General features: G+C 59.8%; 20 protein-coding genes. 11 read left to right on the top strand and 9 right to left on the bottom strand.

The window, feature by feature from the left end:
* Positions 1-9 precede the first annotated feature (9 nt).
* Positions 10-891 carry a translation elongation factor Ts gene (gene tsf / locus MUW49_RS19225; protein WP_010673404.1) on the bottom strand — a complete coding sequence of 294 codons (882 nt, stop codon included), beginning with the start codon at positions 889-891 and terminating at the stop codon, positions 10-12.
* Between the two features lie 104 nt (positions 892-995).
* Entirely contained in the window at positions 996-1724 is a 729-nt protein-coding gene (gene rpsB / locus MUW49_RS19220) for a 30S ribosomal protein S2 (RefSeq protein ID WP_010673403.1), read from the bottom strand.
* A 358-nt stretch (positions 1725-2082) separates the two neighbouring features.
* Between rpsB and map the strand changes: the two genes are divergently transcribed.
* The 4 genes from map (at position 2083) to MUW49_RS19200 (ending at position 7243) form a co-directional block, all read left to right on the top strand.
* Positions 2083-2871, top strand: a complete 789-nt coding sequence (map, locus tag MUW49_RS19215; protein ID WP_043152303.1) for a type I methionyl aminopeptidase — start codon at positions 2083-2085, stop codon at positions 2869-2871.
* 64 nt (positions 2872-2935) lie between these two features.
* Positions 2936-5578 carry a bifunctional uridylyltransferase/uridylyl-removing protein GlnD gene (glnD, locus tag MUW49_RS19210; RefSeq protein ID WP_244813095.1) on the top strand — a complete coding sequence of 881 codons (2643 nt, stop codon included), beginning with the start codon at positions 2936-2938 and terminating at the stop codon, positions 5576-5578.
* 178 nt (positions 5579-5756) lie between these two features.
* A complete protein-coding gene (gene dapD, locus MUW49_RS19205) occupies positions 5757-6584 on the top strand; it encodes a 2,3,4,5-tetrahydropyridine-2,6-dicarboxylate N-succinyltransferase (protein WP_010673400.1) in 828 nt (275 codons plus the stop codon).
* A gap of 275 nt (positions 6585-6859) precedes the next feature.
* On the top strand, positions 6860-7243 hold the full coding sequence (locus MUW49_RS19200; RefSeq protein WP_039039426.1) for a DUF3461 family protein: 384 nt from the start codon (positions 6860-6862) through the stop codon (positions 7241-7243).
* A gap of 163 nt (positions 7244-7406) precedes the next feature.
* Here MUW49_RS19200 and ptsG read toward each other — a convergent pair whose 3' ends face one another.
* The 6 genes from ptsG to MUW49_RS19170 all read right to left on the bottom strand — a co-directional run bounded on the left by ptsG (position 7407) and on the right by MUW49_RS19170 (position 13918).
* Positions 7407-8840 (bottom strand): PTS glucose transporter subunit IIBC, encoded by a 1434-nt coding sequence (gene ptsG / locus MUW49_RS19195; protein ID WP_244813094.1) that lies wholly within the window; start codon positions 8838-8840, stop codon positions 7407-7409.
* 429 nt (positions 8841-9269) lie between these two features.
* The gene (locus tag MUW49_RS19190) at positions 9270-10244 is read right to left on the bottom strand and encodes a MalM family protein (protein WP_244813093.1); all 975 of its coding nucleotides are present in this window, start codon (positions 10242-10244) and stop codon (positions 9270-9272) included.
* Positions 10245-10334: 90 nt separating this feature from the next.
* Positions 10335-11657, bottom strand: a complete 1323-nt coding sequence (locus MUW49_RS19185) for a maltoporin (RefSeq protein ID WP_280520847.1) — start codon at positions 11655-11657, stop codon at positions 10335-10337.
* Between the two features lie 524 nt (positions 11658-12181).
* Positions 12182-12622, bottom strand: a complete 441-nt coding sequence (locus MUW49_RS19180; RefSeq protein WP_042074738.1) for a flavodoxin — start codon at positions 12620-12622, stop codon at positions 12182-12184.
* Between the two features lie 184 nt (positions 12623-12806).
* Positions 12807-13583: a tRNA pseudouridine(65) synthase TruC gene (gene truC / locus MUW49_RS19175; RefSeq protein WP_200164909.1), complete on the bottom strand. Its 777-nt coding sequence runs from the start codon at positions 13581-13583 to the stop codon at positions 12807-12809.
* A complete protein-coding gene (locus tag MUW49_RS19170) occupies positions 13583-13918 on the bottom strand; it encodes a YqcC family protein (RefSeq protein ID WP_244813092.1) in 336 nt (111 codons plus the stop codon). The genes truC and MUW49_RS19170 overlap by 1 nt, the downstream gene beginning before the upstream one ends.
* Positions 13919-14111: 193 nt before the next feature.
* Between MUW49_RS19170 and MUW49_RS19165 the strand changes: the two genes are divergently transcribed.
* From MUW49_RS19165 to MUW49_RS19145, 5 genes are all read left to right on the top strand, one after another.
* Positions 14112-15140 carry a DUF3549 family protein gene (locus MUW49_RS19165; protein ID WP_244813091.1) on the top strand — a complete coding sequence of 343 codons (1029 nt, stop codon included), beginning with the start codon at positions 14112-14114 and terminating at the stop codon, positions 15138-15140.
* A gap of 68 nt (positions 15141-15208) precedes the next feature.
* On the top strand, positions 15209-15505 hold the full coding sequence (locus MUW49_RS19160) for a DUF3301 domain-containing protein (RefSeq protein WP_039039421.1): 297 nt from the start codon (positions 15209-15211) through the stop codon (positions 15503-15505).
* 59 nt (positions 15506-15564) lie between these two features.
* Positions 15565-15801: a DUF2789 domain-containing protein gene (locus tag MUW49_RS19155; protein ID WP_039039420.1), complete on the top strand. Its 237-nt coding sequence runs from the start codon at positions 15565-15567 to the stop codon at positions 15799-15801.
* Positions 15802-15959: 158 nt separating this feature from the next.
* Positions 15960-16265 (top strand): DNA-binding protein, encoded by a 306-nt coding sequence (locus MUW49_RS19150; RefSeq protein WP_010673388.1) that lies wholly within the window; start codon positions 15960-15962, stop codon positions 16263-16265.
* A 9-nt stretch (positions 16266-16274) separates the two neighbouring features.
* Positions 16275-17060: a Zn-ribbon-containing protein gene (locus tag MUW49_RS19145; RefSeq protein WP_113977712.1), complete on the top strand. Its 786-nt coding sequence runs from the start codon at positions 16275-16277 to the stop codon at positions 17058-17060.
* Positions 17061-17133: 73 nt separating this feature from the next.
* Here the strand turns inward: MUW49_RS19145 and syd are convergent, their stop codons facing one another.
* A complete protein-coding gene (gene syd / locus MUW49_RS19140) occupies positions 17134-17682 on the bottom strand; it encodes a SecY-interacting protein (protein WP_049636267.1) in 549 nt (182 codons plus the stop codon).
* Positions 17683-17787: 105 nt separating this feature from the next.
* Between syd and queF the strand changes: the two genes are divergently transcribed.
* Both queF and MUW49_RS19130 read left to right on the top strand, forming a co-directional pair.
* Positions 17788-18636, top strand: coding sequence for an NADPH-dependent 7-cyano-7-deazaguanine reductase QueF (gene queF / locus MUW49_RS19135; protein ID WP_042015869.1), 849 nt, complete (start codon positions 17788-17790; stop codon positions 18634-18636).
* Between the two features lie 116 nt (positions 18637-18752).
* Positions 18753-21023, top strand: a complete 2271-nt coding sequence (locus MUW49_RS19130; RefSeq protein WP_103858152.1) for a hypothetical protein — start codon at positions 18753-18755, stop codon at positions 21021-21023.
* The last annotated feature ends 23 nt before the right edge of the window (positions 21024-21046 follow it).

The following is a 21046-nucleotide window of genomic DNA, read 5'->3' as shown; positions in this document are numbered from 1 at the left end:
CCGGTTCGATTAGGCCTTCTGAGCGGCCGCGATCTGGGCTGCTACTTCAGCAGCGAAGTCGGTCTCTTGCTTCTCGATGCCTTCGCCCACTTCGAAACGGGTGAAGGAAACAACGTCAGCGCCTTCTTTCTTCAGCAGCTCGGCAACGGTCATGGAAGGATCTTTCACGAACGGTTGACCAGTCAGGGAAACCTCACCGGTGAACTTCTTCATGCGGCCTTCAACCATCTTCTCGGCGATCTCTTTCGGCTTGCCGGAGTTGATGGCGATGTCGATCTGGATTTCGCGCTCTTTGGCAACGACTTCGGCAGACACGTCTTCCGGTTTGACGAATTGCGGGCTGTTGGCAGCAACGTGCATGGCCAGATCTTTGGCCAGCTCGTCGGTACCGCCAACCAGCTTGGTGATAACACCGATGCGGGAGCCGTGAACGTAGGTGCCCAGGTTGTCACCTTCAACCAGCATCACGCGACGCAGGTTCATGTTCTCACCGATCTTGGCGATCAGGTTGGTGATGGTCAGCTCGACGGACTCGCCGTTGCCGAAGTCGGCGGCTTTCAGCGCGTCAACGTCAGCGATTTTCTGGGTGGCAGCGATCTCGACGATCTTCTGACCCATGGCCAGGAAACCGGCATCCTTGGAAACGAAGTCAGTCTCGCAGTTCAGCTCGATCATGACGGCAACGTTGCCTTCGGTACGGGCGAAGATCACACCTTCAGCGGCGATACGGCCAGCTTTCTTGGCGGCCTTGGCCTGACCGGATTTACGCATGTTCTCGATAGCCAGCTCGATATCACCGTTGGCTTCTTCCAGCGCTTTTTTGCAATCCATCATGCCAGCGGCGGTGCGCTCGCGCAGTTCTTTTACCAGGGCGGCAGAAATGTTTGCCATGTCCAGTATCCTCGGTCTTGAATTGACAAGAAACAGGGGCCACAAGGGCCCCTGCTAACCAATTACATCAGCTTGGTTAATAAGGGCTTTTCAGTCCTTATCAATTACTCAGCTTCAACGAAGCCATCTTGTTCGGCTTGAACAACGATGTCCTGCTCGCGGGCTTCCAGAACGGTGTCAGCAGCAGCGTTCAGGTACAGCTGTACGGCACGGATAGCGTCGTCGTTACCCGGGATGACATAGTCAACGCCGTCCGGGTTGGAGTTGGTATCAACGATGGAAACTACCGGGATACCCAGGTTGTTGGCTTCTTTGATAGCGATGTGCTCGTGGTCGGCATCGACAACGAACAGAACGTCAGGCAGGCCGCCCATGTTCTTGATACCACCCAGGCTCTTCTCCAGCTTTTCCATTTCGCGAGTACGCATCAGCGCCTCTTTCTTGGTCAGCTTGTCGAAGGTACCGTCTTCGCTCTGGGTTTCCAGATCTTTCAGGCGCTTGATGGACTGACGAACGGTTTTCCAGTTGGTCAGCATGCCGCCCAGCCAGCGGTGGTTAACATAGAACTGGTCGCAACGCTCAGCGGCTTCTTTGACGGCTTCAGACGCGGCACGCTTGGTACCTACGAACAGTACCTTGCCTTTCTTGGCAGCTACGGAGCTGATGAAGTTCATGGCATCGTCAAACATCGGAACGGTTTTTTCCAGGTTGATGATGTGAACTTTGCTGCGGGCGCCGAAGATGTAGGACTTCATTTTCGGGTTCCAGTAACGAGTCTGGTGACCGAAGTGAACGCCGGCTTGCAGCATGTCGCGCATAGAAACTTTAGCCATTTTATACCTCTGTATTGGGGTTAGGCCTCCACACATCCCATATAACCGACCCGTTAAGGCACCCCGGCATATGTGTCGATGTGTGTGTGTTGTTGAGTAAGGGTGATGGTATGAGGACACGAGTTCCCCATTCCGGCGCGCTTTATACCATAACTTTGGTCATGACACCACCAGCCCGGGTGCTAAAAATGGATCCCGGACCATGGTGCGACCGCCTGATGACGTTGCGATGACGATCACACTGGAAGTAAACGGGGGTTGGGGATAAAATTTCGCCCTGATTGCAAACGCATCTATTTTTCATTACCTGGTTGTTGGGCATCGGCAGGATGCGCAATCAGGCCCCAAGAGAGATCCCATGTCCATTAAAATCAAGACACCGGAAGAGATTGAAAAAATGCGTGTCGCCGGCCAGCTGGCCGCCGACGTGCTGGTCATGATCGCCCCCCACGTCAAGGCGGGCGTCACCACAGACGAACTGAATACCCTCTGCCACGACTACATCGTCGACGTGCAGCAGGCCATCCCCGCGCCGCTCAATTACCACGGCTTCCCCAAGTCCATCTGCACCTCGGTGAACGATGTCATCTGCCATGGCATCCCGAACCACAAGAAGCTGCGGGAAGGGGACATCATCAATCTGGACATCACCGTCATCAAGGATGGTTATCACGGCGATACCTCCGCCATGTTCATCGTGGGCCAGACCACCCCCCTGCGCCGCCAGCTCTGCAAGGTGGCCCAGGATAGCCTCTATGCCGCCATCAAGCGGGTGCGCCCGGGCATGTGCATCACCGAGATCGGCGCCGTCATCCAGCCCATCGTCGAGCAGGCCGGCTTCTCCGTGGTACGCGACTACTGCGGCCATGGCATCGGTGCCGAGTTCCACGAAGAGCCGCAGATCCTGCACTACCGCAACGGCGGCAAGCTGGAGCTGAAAGCGGGCATGTGCTTCACCATCGAGCCCATGGTCAACAGCAAGAAGTACCACTGCAAGGTCAATCCGAAGGATGGCTGGACCGTGACCACCAAGGACGGCGGCGACTCCGCCCAATGGGAGCACACCCTGCTGGTGACCGAGGATGGCTGCGAGGTCCTGACCCTGCGCCCCGACGACACTATCGAGCGTTTTATCCACCACGTTTGACATTCAACCCCGGCCGCGCGCCGGGGTTGCTCTTTACCCGGCCCGACCGAGAGTGTGACATGCCATGGATGCCAGCCTGCTTTCTCCCCATCTGCTCCCAGACGATCAGCTCACCCGTGACAACTGCAAGGAGTATCTGAGCCGCTTTCTCGCCTGGCTGCATGAGCGCTTCGACGCCGGTGACAACATCATCGAACTGGTGGCCACCCGCTCCGAATACATGGACGCGCTGCTGACCAGGCTCTGGCACAAGTTCGGCTTCGACAGGACCGAGCTCACCCTGATCGCGGTAGGCGGCTATGGCCGCGGCGAACTCCATCCCCACTCCGATATCGACCTGCTGATCCTCTACGAAGGAGATGAACTGGACGAGGTGCTGGGGCTTCGCATCGGCGAGTTCATCACCCTCTTGTGGGATCTCAAGCTGGAGGTGGGCCAGGCGGTGCGCAACGTGGCCGAGTGCATCGAGCAGGGTCGCAACGACATCACGGTTGCCACCAACCTCATCGAGGCCCGTTACATCACGGGTCGCCTGGTGGGATTCGAGCAGTTGCAGGCGGCCACCCAGCCCCAGCACTTCTGGCCGAGCGAAGCCTTCTTTCGTGCCAAACGCGAAGAGCAGGCCCTGCGCCACCAGCAGTTTCTCGGCACCGCCTACAAGCTGGAGCCGGATCTCAAGAACAATCCCGGGGGCCTTCGCGACATCCAAACCCTGGCCTGGGTCGCCCGCCGCCACTTCGGCGCCACCACCCTGTTCGAGATGACCAGCCACGGTTTTCTCAACCGGGCCGAGTACCGGGAGCTGCTCGACTGTCAGAACTTCCTGTGGAAGGTGCGCTTCGCCCTGCACATGGCCATCAACAAGGGGGATAACCGTCTCTTGTTCGACCGCCAGCGCACCGTGGCCCAGATGCTGGGGTTCGAGGGGGAAGGCAACGGCCCGGTCGAGCAGATGATGAAGCGCTTCTACCAGACGGTTCGGCGGGTGGCCGAGCTCAACGAGATGCTGCTGCAACTCTTTGACGAGGCCATTCTCGGCAACACCGCCATGGACGTGCGCCGCATCAGCGACGAATTCCAGCTACGCGGCCGCCTCATCGATGCGGTGGACTCCGAGCTGTTCGGCCGGGATCCTGCCGCCATCCTGCGACTCTTCTACCAGATAGCCCAGCACCCGGAGATTGCCGGCATCCACTCCGCCACCTTGCGCCAGTTGCGCGAGGCCAGACGCACCCTCAACTGCTGGCTGCAAGATCTACCCGAGTGCCGCCGTCTCTTCATGGCGCTCCTGCGCCACCCCAACGGCATCGGCCAGCCGCTCACCCTGATGCACAAGTACGGGATCCTCGCGGCCTACCTGCCCCAGTGGAACCTCATCGTCGGCCAGATGCAGTTCGACATGTTCCACGCCTACACGGTAGACGAGCACACCCATCGGCTGCTGCAGAACATCCATCGCTTCCCGAATACGGCCAGCCGCCAGACTCACCCGCTCTGCCACGAGGTGTTCACCCAGTTGCGCAAGCCCGAGCTGCTCAGCATCGCCGCCCTCTTCCACGACATCGCCAAGGGCAGGCGTGGCGATCATTCCGAACTCGGGGCCGTGGATGCGCTGGAGTTCTGCCAGTTGCACGGGCTGGATCGCTACGAGAGCCGACTGGTCGCCTGGCTGGTGCGCCACCATCTGCTGATGTCGGTCACCGCCCAGCGCCGCGACATCTACGACCCGGACGTGGTCACCGACTTCGCCCAGAAGGTGCGGGATGAATTGCACCTCGACCTGCTCTATTGCCTGACCGTGGCCGACATCTGTGCCACCAACGACAGTCTGTGGAACGACTGGAAGGGCACCCTGCTGCGCGAACTCTACTTCGCCACCCAGAAGGCCCTGCGCCAGGGGTTGGAAAACCCGCCGGACATGCGCCTCAAGATCCGTGAAAACCAGCGCCAGGCCAGGCAGATCCTGACCCAGCGTGAGGTGCCACAGGAGGCGGTCACCGCCCTCTGGAACGACTTCAAGGCCGATTACTTCCTGCGCCACAGCCCGGAGCAGATCGCCTGGCACTGCCGCAAGATCATCGCCCACGGTGACAACCCGGCCCCCCTGGTGCTCATCGGCAAGCATCCCATACGGGGCGGTAGCGAGGTGTTCATCTATTGCCGCGATACCCCCAACCTCTTTGCCACCGTGGCCTCGGCACTGGATCAGAAGAACCTCAGCATCCACGACGCCCAGATCATGAATTCGCGCAACGACTACGTGCTCGATACCTTCATCGTGCTGGAGCCAAACGGCGAGCCCATCAGCCCCAACCGTACCGCCACCATCAAGAAGGCGCTGGAGAAAGCCCTTCAGGAGCCGGGCAAACTGGTACTGCGCAGCAAGCCCCTGTCCAGACGCCACCGCCAGTTCAGCGTGCCGACCAGGGTGGTCTTCCTGCCTCACAAGGGGGAAAACCGCCACACCCTGCTGGAGCTGACGGCCCTGGACACTCCGGGCCTATTGGCCCGTATCGGTGCCGTGTTCCAGCAGTGCGGCCTCTCCCTCCATGCCGCCAAGATCACCACCATCGGTGAGCGGGTGGAGGACTTCTTCAGCCTCACCACCCTGGCCGGAGAGCCGCTGAACCCGGAGGAGCAGCAAGCCCTCGAGGAGAGGCTGGTCAATCAGCTCAACCCCCAGGAACCGGTTGGCGAGAGTGCCTGACACGCTCGGATGAAGCCTCGAAAGAGGCTTTTTGACGTATTGATTCCTCAATCAGAACAAATGGTTGGACCACTCAAGTACAATAAATCGCCCTGATTCTGAAGAAATCGGCGAGAGCCCTTAAAAACGATTGGAAAAGTGTGATACAACAAACAGAATTTTATAAAGGAAACCTGTCATGACCCAGTTGCAACAGACCATCGAAGCGGCCTTCGAGCGCCGTGACTCCATCACTCCCGGCTCCGTCGATGCCGCCACCAAGGCCGCCATTCTGGAAGCCATCGACCTGCTGGACTCCGGCAAAGCCCGGGTTGCCGAGAAGATTGCCGGCGAGTGGGTCGTCCACCAGTGGCTGAAGAAGGCCGTGCTGCTCTCCTTCCGCATCAACGACAACGGCATCATCAAGGGCGACGATGCCCAGTACTACGACAAGGTTCCCCTGAAGTTCTCCAACTACACCGAAGAGCAGTTCAAGGCTGCCGGTGTACGCGTCGTGCCGCCCGCGACCGCGCGCAAAGGCTCCTTCATCGCCCCGAACACCGTGCTGATGCCCTCCTACGTCAACATCGGCGCCTTCGTCGATGAAGGCACCATGGTCGACACCTGGGCCACCGTGGGCTCCTGCGCCCAGATCGGCAAGAACGTGCACCTCTCCGGCGGCGTCGGCATCGGCGGCGTACTGGAGCCCCTGCAGGCCAACCCGACCATCATCGAAGACAACTGCTTCATCGGTGCCCGTTCCGAAGTGGTGGAAGGGGTAATCGTCGAGGAGGGCTCCGTCATCTCCATGGGGGTCTTCATCGGCCAGTCCACCCGCATCTATGACCGCGAAACCGGCGAAATCCACTACGGCCGCGTCCCGGCCGGCTCCGTGGTCGTTTCCGGCTCCCTGCCCTCCAAGTGCGGCAAGTACAGCCTCTACGCCGCCGTCATCGTCAAGAAGGTGGATGCCAAGACCCGCGCCAAGGTCGGCATCAACGCCCTGCTGCGCTCCATCGACGAGTAATCCCCGCCGATGTCATCAAGGGCACCTCTGGTGCCCTTTTTCATGCCCGCTCCCATGGGTGGACGCCAACTCCCCTGCCCCACCAGCACTGCACACCCCCATGAGACGATACCGCTTATGGCAGTGCTGACTAGGTGTTTACCCCTCCCCCTTGGCTCGTTGATTACAGAAGACCACTTTGAAACCAATTTGAATTTGGCGCGCCTGTCACAGGCAAGGCGTCCGGACTCGGGTAAGATAGAGGGGTCAGGATCGTTTCAAACCAAGGAAGCCCGATGTACGAGAATCTCAAGAGCCTGGGGATCCAGGAACCCACCTCGGTGGACAGCTACACCCTGCGCCAGGAAGCCAACCACGACATCCTCAAGATCTATTTCAAGAAGCAGAAGGGTGAATTCTTCGCCAAGAGCGTCAAATTCAAATACCCTCGCCAGCGCAAGACCATGCTGGTCGACTCGGGGACCCATGAGTACAAAGATGTCACCGAGATCAACGCCAACCTCAAATACGTGGTGGATGAGCTGGACAATCTGACCCAGGGCGGCCAGCCTTCCGCCGATCCGGACATCAAGCAGAAAATACTGCGCGACTTGCGTCATCTGGAAAAGGTGGTGCAGAACAAGATCAGCGAGATAGAACGGGATCTCGAAAAGCTTTAAGCCGGTCTGATGCAGCAAAGGCGCCCAGGGGCGCCTTTTTCATTGGGTCACACCATGCTGGCGCCGTCAGGAAAGCCCCCGCACATGTCCCGCCACCAAACGCAACCCAGCAAAAAGGGAGGCTTGCGCCTCCCTTTTCGGAACTCGGATATCGGAGCGACAATCAGTTGCTCTTCATCCAGATGTCCATTTCAGTTTTCAGGTTGTCGGACTTGGTGCCGAAGATGGCTTGTACACCGGAACCCGACACCACCACACCGGCGGCGCCCAGCTTCTTCAGACCAGCCTGGTCAACCTTGGCCACGTCCTTCACACCGACACGCAGACGGGTGATGCAGGCGTCCAGAGAGGCGATGTTCTCTTTGCCACCGAAGGCGGAGACCAGTGCAGCAGACATCTCGTCCTTGCTTTGACCGGCAGAGGACTCTTGGGCAGCTTCGTCTTCACGACCCGGGGTTTTCAGGTTCATGGCACGGATGACCACGGTGAAGACCACGTAGTAGATGACTGCGTAGACCAGACCCAGACCCACCAGCAGCAGCATGTTGTCGGCACGCGGAGATTGCACCACGAAGTCGATGAAGCCGTTGGAGAAGGTGTGACCGTGAACGACACCCAGCATGTTGGTCAGGACATAGGCCAGACCCGCCAGCAGCGCGTGAATGGCGTACAGCACCGGAGCCACGAACAGGAAGGAGAACTCGATAGGTTCGGTAATACCGGTCAGGAAGGAGGTCAGGGCGGCAGAGGCCATGATACCGACGATCTTGGCACGGTTTTCCGGCTTGGCAGCGTGTGCGATGGCAAACGCAGCGGCAGGCAGACCGAACATCTTGAACAGGTAACCACCGGCCAGCTGACCGAAGCCGTTACCGGCAGCGCGGGACGCATCGTCCGCGGTCAGGAAGCAGGTCATGATGCCGTGCACGGTTTCACCGGCGGCGTTGACACAGGTACCCGCCTGGTAGAAGAAAGGCACGTTCCAGATGTGGTGCAGACCGAACGGGATCAGGGAGCGCTCAACCACGCCGTAGATACCGAAGGCCAGAACCGGGTTCTGGTTGGCAGCCCAGTCGGAGAAGGCACCGATGGCACCACCGATCGGCGGCCAGATGAAGGAGAGGACCACACCCAGACCGATGGAGACGAAACCGGTGATGATGGGCACGGCACGCTTGCCTGCGAAGAAGCCGAGGTACTCGGGCAGCTGGATCTTGTAGAAGCGGTTGAACGCCCAGGCGGCAACACCACCGGCGAGGATACCGCCCAGCACACCGGTATCGATGCTCTCGACGCCCATCACAGGGGCCATCACCTTCAGGGTGGCGACCATGATGCCGTAGCCGACGATGGCGGACAGGCCGGATACACCGTCGTTATTGGTGAAGCCGAGAGCGACGCCCACGGCAAACAGCAGAGCCATCTGGCCAAAGACGGAACCACCGGCCTGCTCCATCAGTTGGGAGACGATTTCCGGCAGCCAGCTGAAGTGGGCAGCCCCCACCCCCAGCAGAATACCTGCTACGGGCAAGACCGATACAGGCAGCATCAGCGCCTTACCGACCTTTTGCAGATTAGAGAATGCATTTTTTAACATGTGTGCGCTCCTGAATGGATTTTTTTTCCGACAACGACCCCGTACAGTTTATGGATGGCCACCTGCTTCATCCGCGATTGTACTGGAGCGTTTCCCGGGTTGCTTATTTTGACCACCAGAATATAACCCAGCAGATATGGAATTACCTCTACCGAGGACAAGGGAATAATAAATTTGGAGGAGAGATCACAAGATAATAAATAAGCAGGAAGGGTGTAATCTTGAATATTATTTCGCGTTGTTATAGCAATGCCGCAAAAAGAAAAAAACCACTTCAAAATAAATCAGGGAGAAACAAAATAATACACAGCGAAACCCAGTGTAACTAAATGTAACCAACCACTGCTTTATATTATCAAGTCTACCGATTAAAAAGGCCTCCAACAAGGGAGGCCTCCAACAAATAGCAATTTAAATAAATCAGGATATTTAGTTCTTTTGTGACCGTTTCACCGCATCAATAAAGACGGATTTCGCCTTGGTTGACCCGGCACGTTCCGCTTCATTCACCAGTTGCATCGCCTTGTCGATATCCCCGGCCTTCACCGCCTTCTCGATCTGGGCGTTGTAGAAGCTCTCGGTTTCGCTCAGCATGGCGGGAGCCGGCGTACTCGGTGCTGCGGCCACTGCCGCCGTGGTGACGGCCGAGGCAGCCACGGCTGTTGTGGCCGGCTTGGCCTGACTCATCGCCACCTTGTCCGAATACTCGGGCTTGAAGACGGCCTCGATACCCTGCCCCTTGGCCATGTCGACCGCCTTGATCTGCACCAGGCCCCAGGGTGAATGCGGGATCACGGGATCCTTGATATCCGGCTCGACCGTGCCATTGGCACGGGCAAAGGCCTTGGCCGGGTGCAAGATGGTAGTGCTGCCGGACAGCTCATTCCCCGGGGCATATATGACCATATAGGTTTCGCTGGCGGGATTGCCCGGCATGCTGCGGTCCACGAACACCTTGCCTTCGATCCTGTCATTGTCGAGCAGGTGGGCGGGTTGATAACTGAATACGGACTCACCCAATACGCGAGTCACCTTAAACTGGGCATCCAGCATGATCACCTTGGGAATCATCACCGTCTTGCTCACCTGGGATGCCAGCGTGATGGCCAGGTTGCCGGTATTGATGGGCAGACGATAGGCGGCGAAGTAGCTCATCCCCTCGTCGAACTGATAACTGGGCTGCTTGCCATCTATGGTCAGCAGCGTCTCGCCTTCCGGCAGAGAAACATAATTGAATTCGTTGAAATCCTGGCAGCAGCTCGTCGCCTGGGAGAGCGCCTGCTTGGCCTGATCGGCATTGCTCAGGATGGAGGCGTGATCCTGCACGGGCACGACCATGCTACCGGAACAGCCGGCCAACAGCGCGGTAACCACGGCCGCGATAGACATCTTTACCAGTTTCATTCTTCTTATCTCCATAACCCGGTTGCCAATTCCTGAGAAACAAAACTGCCCCCATAAGGGGGCAGTGACTAACTTAACTGAAGATATTGCTTACCACCAGGCTTCTGCTTGCACACCAACCTGATAAGTGTCTTTGGAGGTACCGCCTTCAAAGGCGTTGTTGTCCTCGGTGTTCTCCAGGTAGGAGGCGAACACACGGATTTCCGGACGGGCCCAGAAGCTGGAGCCGGCGGACCAGGCCTGGGCCAGGGTCAGCTTGTAAGCACCGTCTTTGTCGGTGGTACCGGAGGTGGACTTGTTCTTGTCCTGGAAGTAGCCGCCTTCGAAGATGGTCTTGTTGAAGTCATCCCACTTGTACATCGGGCGGATAACGGCAGACATGGTTTCGTACTTGTCGTTACCATTCCACATCTCGTTGCCTACACCGTAGACCAACTGGTGACCCATCTCCCAGGAGTTGCCCATCGGGATGACACCCCAGTTGATGATACGGTAGCCATCGGCACCGTCTTTCGCTTCAGCACCGTACCAGGAGCCGTCACCGTAGAAGGCCATGGTCTTGGAGTAGCCTTCGGTACCGTACTGCAGCACGGTCTTGTTGAAGCCACCGAAGATGCCTTGGGTTAGTTCGGCAGTCAGCATGACGCCGTTCTTCATGTTGTCGTTTTTCAGCTCTTTCTGAGCGTCGGTCTCATTGATCAGGGCATACATGGCGCCCACTTCCAGAGAGCCGTCTTGCCACAGCGGGATGCCGGCATAACGCACGTCCAGGGTGTTGACGTTCAGATTTTCGTTCTTCTGGTAAACCGGATCACCATTGCCATCTACACCGGTCTGGGTGTACTGACCGAAGACATCGGCTGCGCTGCGGTCGTTGCGAACCCAGGCGAAGGAGACCTTGCCAGGACCAGCCTGGATGCCTTCGATACCGGCACCGGCACCGGAGATGTTCCAGTAGTAGAAGTCAGAGATATGGATGTCGTGACGTTGGTAGTAACGCTTACCGGCCCAGAGGGTGGCTTCCGGGGCGAAGCCCAGCAGGCCCTTGGCTTGCACGTTGAACTGGCGCAGAGCGAAGTCGGAGTCGCCGTTGCACTGCTTGGCGTCGAAGTTGCAGACGGTGCCGGTCCCTTCCCAGTCGTTGGAACCGTCAGAAGACATGGCGAACATGGAATCAACGTAGAAAGTCTTGCCATCTTTGTTGAAGACTTCCTGACCCAGTTGCACTTCGCCGTAGGTGTCGTTTTCGTTACCCAGACGACCAACCTTGTTGACGCTGTATTTCACCATGTCGCCGTCACCGGAAACGCCGACACCTGAACGGAAGTAGCCGTGGAAATCAACGGCGAAGGCGGCTTGGGAAGCCAGGGCTGCGGTAACTGCTGCAGCGATCGGGAGCCACTTTGCTTTCATTTTCATTTTCCTTATTCCCGCTGAGAGGAGTGTGATCCTGATATTCAAGTTCTTATCACCGGAAAAACGTTTTGGTGATAACCGAGGCCGATTATAGGTAGCCAATTTCGGGACAAACATGAGCTGATTCACAAAATGGTGACAAATCGCTCCCCTCAAGCCACAGGAGAGAGCGTCAGTCAAGAAAAGCATAACAAGAACAACAAGTCACCCCAAAAAAGCCAGTCACAGCAATAATAGACTATGAAAAATGCATTCAAACATTAATTTGCGATGAGAGTTAAGTTAAAAACCAATCGCTCAGTGGCAAAAACATGATTGAAATCGCTTTCAATGGGGAACTTTTAATTTTCTGGTTTGTCGCGTTTTTGATGAATATGGGTCTGTCGGTGCACTCTGTTCGAGAGAAAAATAACCGGCAATCAGACAGGATAATATTTGAGAGTAGAAGCAATGAGTCCCAAAATAATGCTCCCCCGTCAGCAGGCTCACGGGGGAGACATTTAAAATATGCGCCAATCCGGCTACAGCCTATTTTCCCAGGTTTTCAGCCAGGCCAGCGCCGCCACCTCTGGCTCATCCACCACAGTCGCGTCTATCTCCAGACGCGGTATCAGGGGAACGGCCGCCAGCTCCTGCAACAACTCATCCAGCCTTCGCCCCGCCCCGCAGAAATGCTCATAGCTGCTGTCCCCCATGGCGATGAGGGCATAGCGCCACCCCTTCATATAAGGAGCACGATCGGCCAGGGCGCTGGCAAAGGGTTGCAAGTTGGGGGGAATATCGCCCTGCCCCGTGGTGGCGCTGACGATCAGCAGAAAACGGGAGGCATCGATGTCCTCCAGTTCGGCCTCGTCGAAGATACGGCAGACATGGCCGCTGGCTTGCAGGTGGTCGCTCAGGGTCTCGGCCACCAGCATGGCGGCGCCATAGACTGTGCCGACCAGGATGTCGATCTCGGCCATCAGCGACTCCTCAGGGGAAGAGGCTGGCCCGCTTCGGGCGGGATGCTCGGGGGATTTCCCCCAGGCTGGACATGATGACACGCGGTGAAGGGAGAAGTATCTCGTTGAGCCATAAGTCATTCCTCTGACGGACCTGGCCTACAGCATGCCACAGCCCGGTCAGAGGAAACAGATGAAGACTGACTCAGACGCCGTAGTCGCTCTCGCTGGCGGGCCAGCCCAGTTCGGCGAACAGCTGCAGCACCTGGGGCCCCAACGGCGCCTGGATCCGCATCGGCACCTTGAGCACGGGATGCTCGAAGCTGAGCTTGTGGGCGATCAGCAGCAGCCTGTCGCAGCCGTAGTGCTCGCGAAAGAAGCGGTTATGCCGGCCATCGCCATGGGTGGTGTCGCCGACGATGGGATGGAACAGGTGATCCAGGTGGCGGCGCAGCTGGTGCTTGCGCCCCGTCTTGGGAAAGAGGCGGACCAGGCTGTAGCGGCTGGTGGGATGCTTCTTGGAGACCGCATGGGGCAGCTCGACCCTGTGCAGGCGGCGAAACGCGGTCACCGCCTCCTGGGCGGGGCGATCCGGGTCGCTCATGGCGTCGGCTATCTTGTCCAGCTGCTCCTTGAGCGGGTAATCGATGAGCCCCTCCTCGGGGGCCCATCCCCGCACCAGCGCCAGATACTCCTTGTGTACGCGGCGCGCGGCGAAAGCCTCTGTCAGGGTGCGGGCCACGGCCGGATCCAGCGCAAACAGCAACACCCCAGAGGTGGGCCTGTCGAGCCTGTGTACCGGATAGACATGGCGACCGCCGATGAGATCCCGGGTCATCTGCATGGCGAAGCGGGTCTCCCCCTTGTCGAGCCAGCTGCGGTGCACCAGGAGACCCGACGGCTTGTTGACCGCCACCAGCCAGTCATCCTGATAGAGCAGGGTCGGTACCAAGGCGTTCTCTGCGCTGACCGGCTCACCCATCATTGCTCGACCACTTTGCCGGAGAGCAGCAGATCGAAGCGGGCGATCAGACGCAGCAGGGCTTCCACCTCGGCCAGCTCTTCCTTGTAGACTTCGCTCGCCATGGGGTAGAGGGAGACGCTGGTCGGCAACGGCGCCTGCCGCAGCACCAGCTGCTCCATGCGGGGGATCAGCACGAATTGCAGCCACTGATCGAAACTCAGGGTATCGACGCAGAACGGCAGCTCGCTTGCCAGCGCCTCGCTGCCCGGATGATCGGCTTGCCAGCGTTCCAGGCGTTGCAGCTCGGCGGTCAACTCTCCCAGCAGGCCGGCGACCAGCAGATATTGATTCATCTCACTTCCTCATCGTGTGGCCGACGGGTGTCGGCGCCCCACTCAACAGAGCCATCAAAAAGGGGCGTTACTATACACCGCCCCCGGGACGGCTGCCATGCTGCCGTCGCCCTCTCGCCCGCTGCGACCGCCACTGGCTATCTGGTGCAGCCTCCTTATAATCCCCGGCATCACCTTCAAGCCGGATCTCCTCATGTCTTCCATCAATACGCTGACCGAATTTCTGACCCAGGCCGATACCCAGTTCCAGCTGTTCGACATGGGCCGCCAGGTGCGCCCGCTGGCGAGCGACCTCTTCGTGCGCATCGAGCAGCAGCAGGAGCCCTACCCCTGGCCGTTGCAGCAACATGCCTGGCTCGGCGTGCACTTCTTCCAGCCCGCTGAGTCAAGACACTACCTCTGGTTCCTCAAGTTTGCCCTCGATGAGCGCGGTCTGCTCATCTCCAGCGGCCCCAAGCACTTCATGGACCAGGTGGTCGAGACCCTGGGTTACAAGCTCACCGGGGAGCTGGATGAGGAGAAGGCGCAGCGTCTGGCCGACAACCCCTACACCTTCCGTCCGGCCGAGGCCAAGATGGCCAGCCTGCACGCCAAGCTGGCCCGCCAGCTGGAGCAGGCCCCTTCCTCCTACTACGAGGCGCTCTGCCACTATCTGGCGGCGCCGGGGGAAGAGGGGTGGCAGCACCTGGGGCTGCAGGGCTTTGCCGATCTGGCGGAGCGGCTGCAGGATGAGCGCAACCTGGCCCTGGTGTGCAAGGCGTTGCCGAAGCTCCCGCAGGCACCGCTCTACGCCCTGTGCCAGAGCCTGGAGAACGCGCCCCTCCCCCTCGCCCTGCAAGGCGCGCTGCTGGAGCGCATCGGCAAGGAGCAGGAGTGCGTCGAGCCCGATGCCGAGACCCTGGCCTATCTGTGCCGGGCCCTGGCCTCCTGCCCGGGCAACGAGCTGCGCAGCAACAAGCTGCTGACCCTGCTGCAGACCCGCCCCAGCCCCTCCCTGCTGCTCGCCATCGCGGGCCGCCTCTGGCCCGATCTGAAAAGCCCGGCGCTGCTCGGCCTGTTCCTCGAGCAGCTTGCCCTGCAACCCACCCAGTTCTTCAACCAGGTATTTGCCGAGCTCGTCACGCTACCGGCATTGCGCAATGATATGCTGGCAAAACTGCGTGACCCCGAACGCAGCGAGGCCCTGGGTCTGGCCATCGGTCGCCTGTTCGCTGCCACCTAGGCCCGACACAACGGCCCTGTTGCCTGAGGTGAACAGGGCCCCACACACATCACAGAAGGAACCCGCTGATGGGAGAAATGCTTGGGATCTTGCTGCTCGGCCTCGTTGGCTGGGCCTTCTGGCAACAGCGCCGCCAGGCGGAGTTGGCTTGGCAATACATGCGCCGCTACTGCCAGCACCACGACCTGCAACTGCTGTCGCTGGCGCGGACACACCGTGCCCTGGGGCACAAGCCCCTGCGCCTGCTCACCTACTACCAGTTCGAGTTCTCCAGCGACGGAGAGAGCCATTATCAGGGGCAGCTCTGCATGCAGGGGCTGCATGTCGCCGGTGTCGAGCTGCCACCCCATCGTCTCCCCTCCTAGATTTGAGAGCACGGGGGCTGGCTATACTCTTCCACAGCCCCCTTCCAAGGAGTACCGACATGGAATTGCTCACCCATGACATGGCCGCCCTGTTTGCCCAGCTGGGGCTGGCCAGTGACGACATCAGCCAGCAGCGTTTTATCCGCGACCATCCCATCGATCGCCATACCCAGTTGCCCGACGCGCCGTTCTGGACGCCTTCCCAGGCAGGCTTTCTGCGCGATGCCCTCAGCCACGACGCCGACTGGGCGGAAGCCATCGACCAGCTGGATGTGATGCTGCGCCAGGGGACCTGATCCCCGCACTCCCGGCGGCCAGCGTTGGGTAGACGCGGAGCCGCCAATCCCCTCCCTCTCGCCACCCACGCCCTTCGCTCCGCTTTCCTGATGGACAGGCTTTGATTAAGCTCTGTGCCACTATCCACCCGCAGCAAGACGGCCGTGCAGGAGCCAAGATGTCAGCCCAAGAGATCATCCAGATAGCCAACGAACTCAGTGCCAGGGGGATCACCCCCTCTACCGCCATGGTCAAGGCCCGCCTCAGCCATCCCGTGCCCATGGCCGAGCTGCTCAAGGTGTTGAGCCAGTGGAAGCAACAACCCCAGCCCGCGGCGACAGCGCCCGCCCCCGCCAGTGCCCCCGAGGCGTCCCCCTTGGCCACGGAAAGCGTCACTCTTCAGCAACTGAGCGAACAGCTCGCCCGGCTGGAGCAGAAGGTCGATCGCCTCACCGATCTGCTGCTCAACCAGAAGCCGGATTGACCCATCGCCATGTATATCCTCGAACTCACCTTTGAGTGCTACCGCGATACGTCCCTCGGGGAGGCCGAGCGGGCCATCGTCCACTACCTCGACATGCTGCGCTATCAGGGTCAGATCCTGGGGCGGGAGTTTCCCACCAGCATGCACGAAGGCTATTTCGTCAGCCGGGTGGTCTGCCCGGAGCAGGACAGCCTGCACCCTGACAACCAGAGCGAGCTGGTCGCCCTTGCCGAGCAAGGTCTGCACCAGGCGGGCCTGCTCGCCCCCAAACTCCACCTGCAAGGGGCGGATCTGCTCTCGGACAGCACGGACCCGTGCGCAGAGCAGGGGGAGCGCCCCAGCTGGATGCTGCTCTACACCAGCTTCCTGCACAGTTGCTCTCCCCTGCGCTGCGGCGACCACTTCGCCCCCATCCCGCTCTATCGGCTGCCCGCCGTCGCCAACGGTGACCACAAGCAGATCATCAAGTGGCAGGAAGATTGGGAAGCCTGCGATCAGTTGCAGATGAACGGCTCCATCGCCGAACACGCCGCCCTGCACGAAATCGGCGAGGTGGGCAGCCGCCTTCATCGCCGGGGCAGCGATCTCGCCAGACGGCTGGAGGTCCTGAGCGGCATCCCCACCTATTACTATCTCTACCGGGTAGGTGGCCTGAGCGCTACCGAAGAGCGGGCTCGCCCCTGCCCTGGCTGTGGTGGCCCATGGGCGCTGGACGCCCCCCTGCACGAGATCTTCGACTTCAGGTGCGAGCCTTGCAGGCTGGTGTCCAACCTCTCCTGGGACTTCAAGGAGTAGGAGCCTACCGCGCACAATGGTTCAATAAAAAGAGAGGGCCTTGCCAGGTGGCAAGGCCCTCTCTTTTGGGGCATCACTGGGGCAAGGTTTCCAGTCGCGCCAGAAAGGCCGGCAACGAGGGAGCCAGCGTCAGGCGCCGTCCGGAGTCCAGCCACTCCAGCCACACCTGGCCGCTCTCGTTATCGAGGGACACCAGCGTCATCTCGTTGCGGGTCGTGGCAATGAAGAGTGAAGGGGATCGCTTCAACTTGCGCAGCATCAGCAGGTGGCCGATGAGGTTCTCCTTGAGCAGATCCAGATCGGCGTCGTTCCACGGCAGGATGAGTTCGATGCGCAGCCCCTTGAAAGAGCAGGGCAGAGGGCGGCTGAACCAGTGGCCAAACAGGGCGATGGCGCTGGGATGCAGCGTCAGCTCCAGGGCGTTCTCCATGGCCGTGAAGTCGGCTGCCTGCTCCCGCTGGAACGGACGCCAGGCGACCCGCCCCTCCCTGGGTTCATCCAGCTCGCAAGGAGAGCGCCAGTCGGCCTCCCAGTCACACAGGGGTAACCCCCGCCTTCCTTCGCCATCGCGCTGCCAGCGTAAAAAGAACTGCTCCAGGGCAGACAGGACTTGATCCGACATCGATATTCCCCACAATAGCGGCCTCTGATGGCCGCAAGTACCTGATCGAAAAATCGGGCCATTGCACCATCAAACCCCTTATCAGACAAGCGTGAGCAAACCAGCATGAGCAAACAAGAGAGATACGCCGGCGCCAGTGCGCTGCAAGGCCTGAGCCTGGGGCAGCAGTCCGCCTACATCAGCCAGTACACCCCGAGTCTGCTGCAGCCCGTGCCACGCAGCCTGAACCGCGACGATCTTGGCCTGAGAGGTGAACTGCCGTTCCAGGGGTGCGACGTCTGGACCCTGTATGAACTCTCCTGGCTCAATGCCAAAGGCAAGCCCGTGGTTGCCATCGGGGAGGTCTTTGTGCCTGCTACCAGCCCGAATCTCATCGAGTCCAAGTCGTTCAAGCTTTACCTGAACTCCTTCAACCAGACCCGCTGCGACTCCCTGGAGGCAGTGCAAGCGCTGCTGGTTCAGGACCTGAGTGGCTGCGCTGGTGCCCCGGTGAGCGTCACCCTCTTCACCCTCGACCAGGCCCCCCACCAGATAGCCCAGCTGCCCGGTGAGTGCATCGACAACCTGGATATCGAGGTGGATGGCTACGAGTTTGACGAGACCCTGCTGCAAGGGGCCGCCGGTCGCGAGATCGTGGAGGAGACCCTGCACAGCCACCTGCTCAAGTCCAACTGCCTGGTGACCAGCCAGCCGGACTGGGGATCCGTGGTGATCCACTATCGCGGCCCGCGCCTCGACCGGGAGAAGCTGTTGCGCTACCTCATCTCGTTCCGCCAGCACAACGAGTTCCACGAGCAGTGCATCGAGCGCATCTTTACCGATCTCAAGCACTTCTGCGCCCCGGAAAAACTGACCGTCCATGCCCGTTACACCCGCCGCGGCGGCCTGGACATCAACCCCTTCCGCAGCGACTGGGAGCCGGTTCCGGCGAACCTGCGCCTCATTCGCCAGTAATCACCGGCGCCGCCATCCTGCGGGCTGCGGCCGGCTGCGCATCACCTCAGTAAACTCTGGACGGGCGGGGGTGGGCTTGGATAACATGCCTGCACCTCCGTGCCGTTCTTAATCCAATGAATCAACTGTTTTTTCTGGCAATGATGATGTCCTCCCTGTCGGCTCCTGATCTGGATCTGGCCAAGGAGCAGTTGTCCATCGACCTGCAGCAGGCCCAGACCCTGGTGCTGACCGATCCCGCCAGATGTGCCCAGATTGCCACCTCCTTCCTCGAACGCACGGCTAACAATCCCAAGCAGATCATCAGCAACCGTCAGGAATACGGCTATCGCGAGCCGATGCTGAACTACGGTACCGCCACCCAGACCACGGGCGCCTATCTGCTCAAGGGGGAGTGTCTGCAGCAGCTAGGGCAGTTCGCCCAGGCACAGGAGTCCTTTGAGCAGGGCATCGCCATGGCCGAGAAAGAGCAGCAGTTCGAGCTGCAGGCCCATGGGCTCTATCTGCTGGTTAGAAGCCGCAACCTGCAACAGCATACCCATGGCGCCGCGGCCCCCCTGCTCGACAAACTCGACAAACTGCTGGCCAATCCCGACCTCAAGGAGAGCCAGTTGCAGGTCTACAGCCGCTTGCTGCGCGTCAACGCCAGCATAGAGGAACGGCAATTCGATCTCGCCAAACAGCAGCTGGCCGAGACCCGCAAATGGGCGGATCACGCCAAACAGCCTCTGGCCAGGGCCTGGACCAGCGCCGTGGGCGGGGATCTCTATCAGGCTCTGGGTCAGCCCCAGCTTGCACTGGGGGAGTACATCGAAGCACAACAGCAAGCCAAGCCCCTGCAGGATCCCCTCTTCCTCGGCCTGCTCTCGAACCAGATGGTCAGCCTCTATCAGGAAGAGCAGGAGCCACAAAAAGCGCTGCAATACGCCAGCGAGGCGGCCAACTATTTTCATGCCCTCGGCAATTCCTCCATGCTGAGCGACGCCCTGATCGTGCTCGCCCGTCTCAACCGGGATCAGGGCGAGATGAACATGGCGCTGGTCTATTTCTTCAATGCCCTCGACCTGCTGGACGAGAGCAGCAACCGTACCCGCATCGCCCATCTCAAGTTCGAGATAGGCAAGACCTACCTGCAGACCGGCAATCTCAACCTGGCGCGAAACTACCTGAACGCCGCACGCCAGTCCCATGAGCTGGGGGATGACAAGGAGTCGCTCATCGACACCCTGCTGTTGCTGGGAGAGCTGCACCTCAAGCAGCAGGAGGCGGGCATCGCCATCCTGCAGTTGGAGAACGCTCTCACCCTGGCCAACCGGATTGGGGACATCCGGCGCCAATTCGAGATCTTCCGCCTGCTCTCCGTCGCCTATGAGCAGAAGGGTTACCTCCAGCAGGCCCTGGAGAGCTACAAGAATTACCACCAGCGCAGCGAACTGGTTCGCCAGCAACAGCTGGCGCTGGAGCAGGAGGCGGTGCGCGACAACTACGCCCAGGTGGAGCGGGTGCAACAGGTCAAGGAGCTGGAACAGCAACTCGACGCCAGCCAGCACCAGCAGGAGCGATACCTCTGGACCAGCGTCAGCACCGGGCTGCTGCTGGCACTCTTCATCTATCTGTTCTTCACCCTCTGGCTGAAACTGCGGGTCGCGCGCCTTCATGCCAAACAGCTGGGAGAAGCCCTGCTGGTAGAGCCGCGCAGCGGCCTGGCCAACTGGCAGCGACTGATGAGCCGCTGGCCGCGGGAGATGGCCAAGCGCCAGCAGAAATCCGAGCGCTGGTACCTGAGCGAACGCCCCACCAGCGAATTTGACGACAAGCTGCACTACCTGCTGTTCCGGGTTCCCTTCCTGATCAACAGCCTGGAGCAACACGGCTATCAGGTCAGCCGCGAGATAGAGCAGGCCTTCGGCCGCTACGTCAACGAACTGACCCCGCAAGATGGCCGCATCTACGACCTGCGCGAAGGCCACCTGCTCTATGTGGTGCCCCAGCGCCACGTGGCCCAGTTGCATCAGCTGGCTCAGACCCTGCTCGACACCCTGGCAGCCTTCCCCTGCGAGCACCCGCTGGACAGGCGCATCAGCCTCGGCATCGTCAGCCATCCCTTCCTGCCCAAGGCGGCCATGGCCCTCGATCACCACGGCCTGTTCGATCTCTGCTACCTAGCCCTCTCGGGAGCCATTCAGCTCAGCGAAAAATGCCAGCAGAGCGTCTGGCTTGAGCTGGCCGCCATCGATTGCCAGCAGGCCGCATTTTTTAACGGAGATGTGTGGCAATGCTGCTTGATGGCAATTGACAAGGGACTGGTAAAAGTAAATTCTTCTCATGAAAAGCAATGGGTTAACTGGCTTGCGCTTTCACGGACGAAGGTTGCGGACAATCCGTGACAAAAAGGTACTCAACGGGGTCT

Source organism: Aeromonas sp. LsrichE-8G, assembly GCF_022869435.1.
GTDB lineage: Bacteria > Pseudomonadota > Gammaproteobacteria > Enterobacterales > Aeromonadaceae > Aeromonas > Aeromonas caviae.
This window is presented reverse-complemented; position numbering and strand designations above follow the sequence as displayed.

Bases quoted from the DNA above. Each gene is read 5' to 3' on its own strand.
- tsf (WP_010673404.1), bottom strand. From the start codon at position 891: ATGGCAAACATTTCTGCCGCCCTGGTAAAAGAACTGCGCGAGCGCACC.
- rpsB (WP_010673403.1), bottom strand. From the start codon at position 1,724: ATGGCTAAAGTTTCTATGCGCGACATGCTGCAAGCCGGCGTTCACTTC.
- map (WP_043152303.1), top strand. From the start codon at position 2,083: ATGTCCATTAAAATCAAGACACCGGAAGAGATTGAAAAAATGCGTGTC.
- glnD (WP_244813095.1), top strand. From the start codon at position 2,936: ATGGATGCCAGCCTGCTTTCTCCCCATCTGCTCCCAGACGATCAGCTC.
- dapD (WP_010673400.1), top strand. From the start codon at position 5,757: ATGACCCAGTTGCAACAGACCATCGAAGCGGCCTTCGAGCGCCGTGAC.
- MUW49_RS19200 (WP_039039426.1), top strand. From the start codon at position 6,860: ATGTACGAGAATCTCAAGAGCCTGGGGATCCAGGAACCCACCTCGGTG.
- ptsG (WP_244813094.1), bottom strand. From the start codon at position 8,840: ATGTTAAAAAATGCATTCTCTAATCTGCAAAAGGTCGGTAAGGCGCTG.
- MUW49_RS19190 (WP_244813093.1), bottom strand. From the start codon at position 10,244: ATGAAACTGGTAAAGATGTCTATCGCGGCCGTGGTTACCGCGCTGTTG.
- MUW49_RS19185 (WP_280520847.1), bottom strand. From the start codon at position 11,657: ATGAAAGCAAAGTGGCTCCCGATCGCTGCAGCAGTTACCGCAGCCCTG.
- MUW49_RS19180 (WP_042074738.1), bottom strand. From the start codon at position 12,622: ATGGCCGAGATCGACATCCTGGTCGGCACAGTCTATGGCGCCGCCATG.
- truC (WP_200164909.1), bottom strand. From the start codon at position 13,583: ATGGGTGAGCCGGTCAGCGCAGAGAACGCCTTGGTACCGACCCTGCTC.
- MUW49_RS19170 (WP_244813092.1), bottom strand. From the start codon at position 13,918: ATGAATCAATATCTGCTGGTCGCCGGCCTGCTGGGAGAGTTGACCGCC.
- MUW49_RS19165 (WP_244813091.1), top strand. From the start codon at position 14,112: ATGTCTTCCATCAATACGCTGACCGAATTTCTGACCCAGGCCGATACC.
- MUW49_RS19160 (WP_039039421.1), top strand. From the start codon at position 15,209: ATGGGAGAAATGCTTGGGATCTTGCTGCTCGGCCTCGTTGGCTGGGCC.
- MUW49_RS19155 (WP_039039420.1), top strand. From the start codon at position 15,565: ATGGAATTGCTCACCCATGACATGGCCGCCCTGTTTGCCCAGCTGGGG.
- MUW49_RS19150 (WP_010673388.1), top strand. From the start codon at position 15,960: ATGTCAGCCCAAGAGATCATCCAGATAGCCAACGAACTCAGTGCCAGG.
- MUW49_RS19145 (WP_113977712.1), top strand. From the start codon at position 16,275: ATGTATATCCTCGAACTCACCTTTGAGTGCTACCGCGATACGTCCCTC.
- syd (WP_049636267.1), bottom strand. From the start codon at position 17,682: ATGTCGGATCAAGTCCTGTCTGCCCTGGAGCAGTTCTTTTTACGCTGG.
- queF (WP_042015869.1), top strand. From the start codon at position 17,788: ATGAGCAAACAAGAGAGATACGCCGGCGCCAGTGCGCTGCAAGGCCTG.
- MUW49_RS19130 (WP_103858152.1), top strand. From the start codon at position 18,753: ATGAATCAACTGTTTTTTCTGGCAATGATGATGTCCTCCCTGTCGGCT.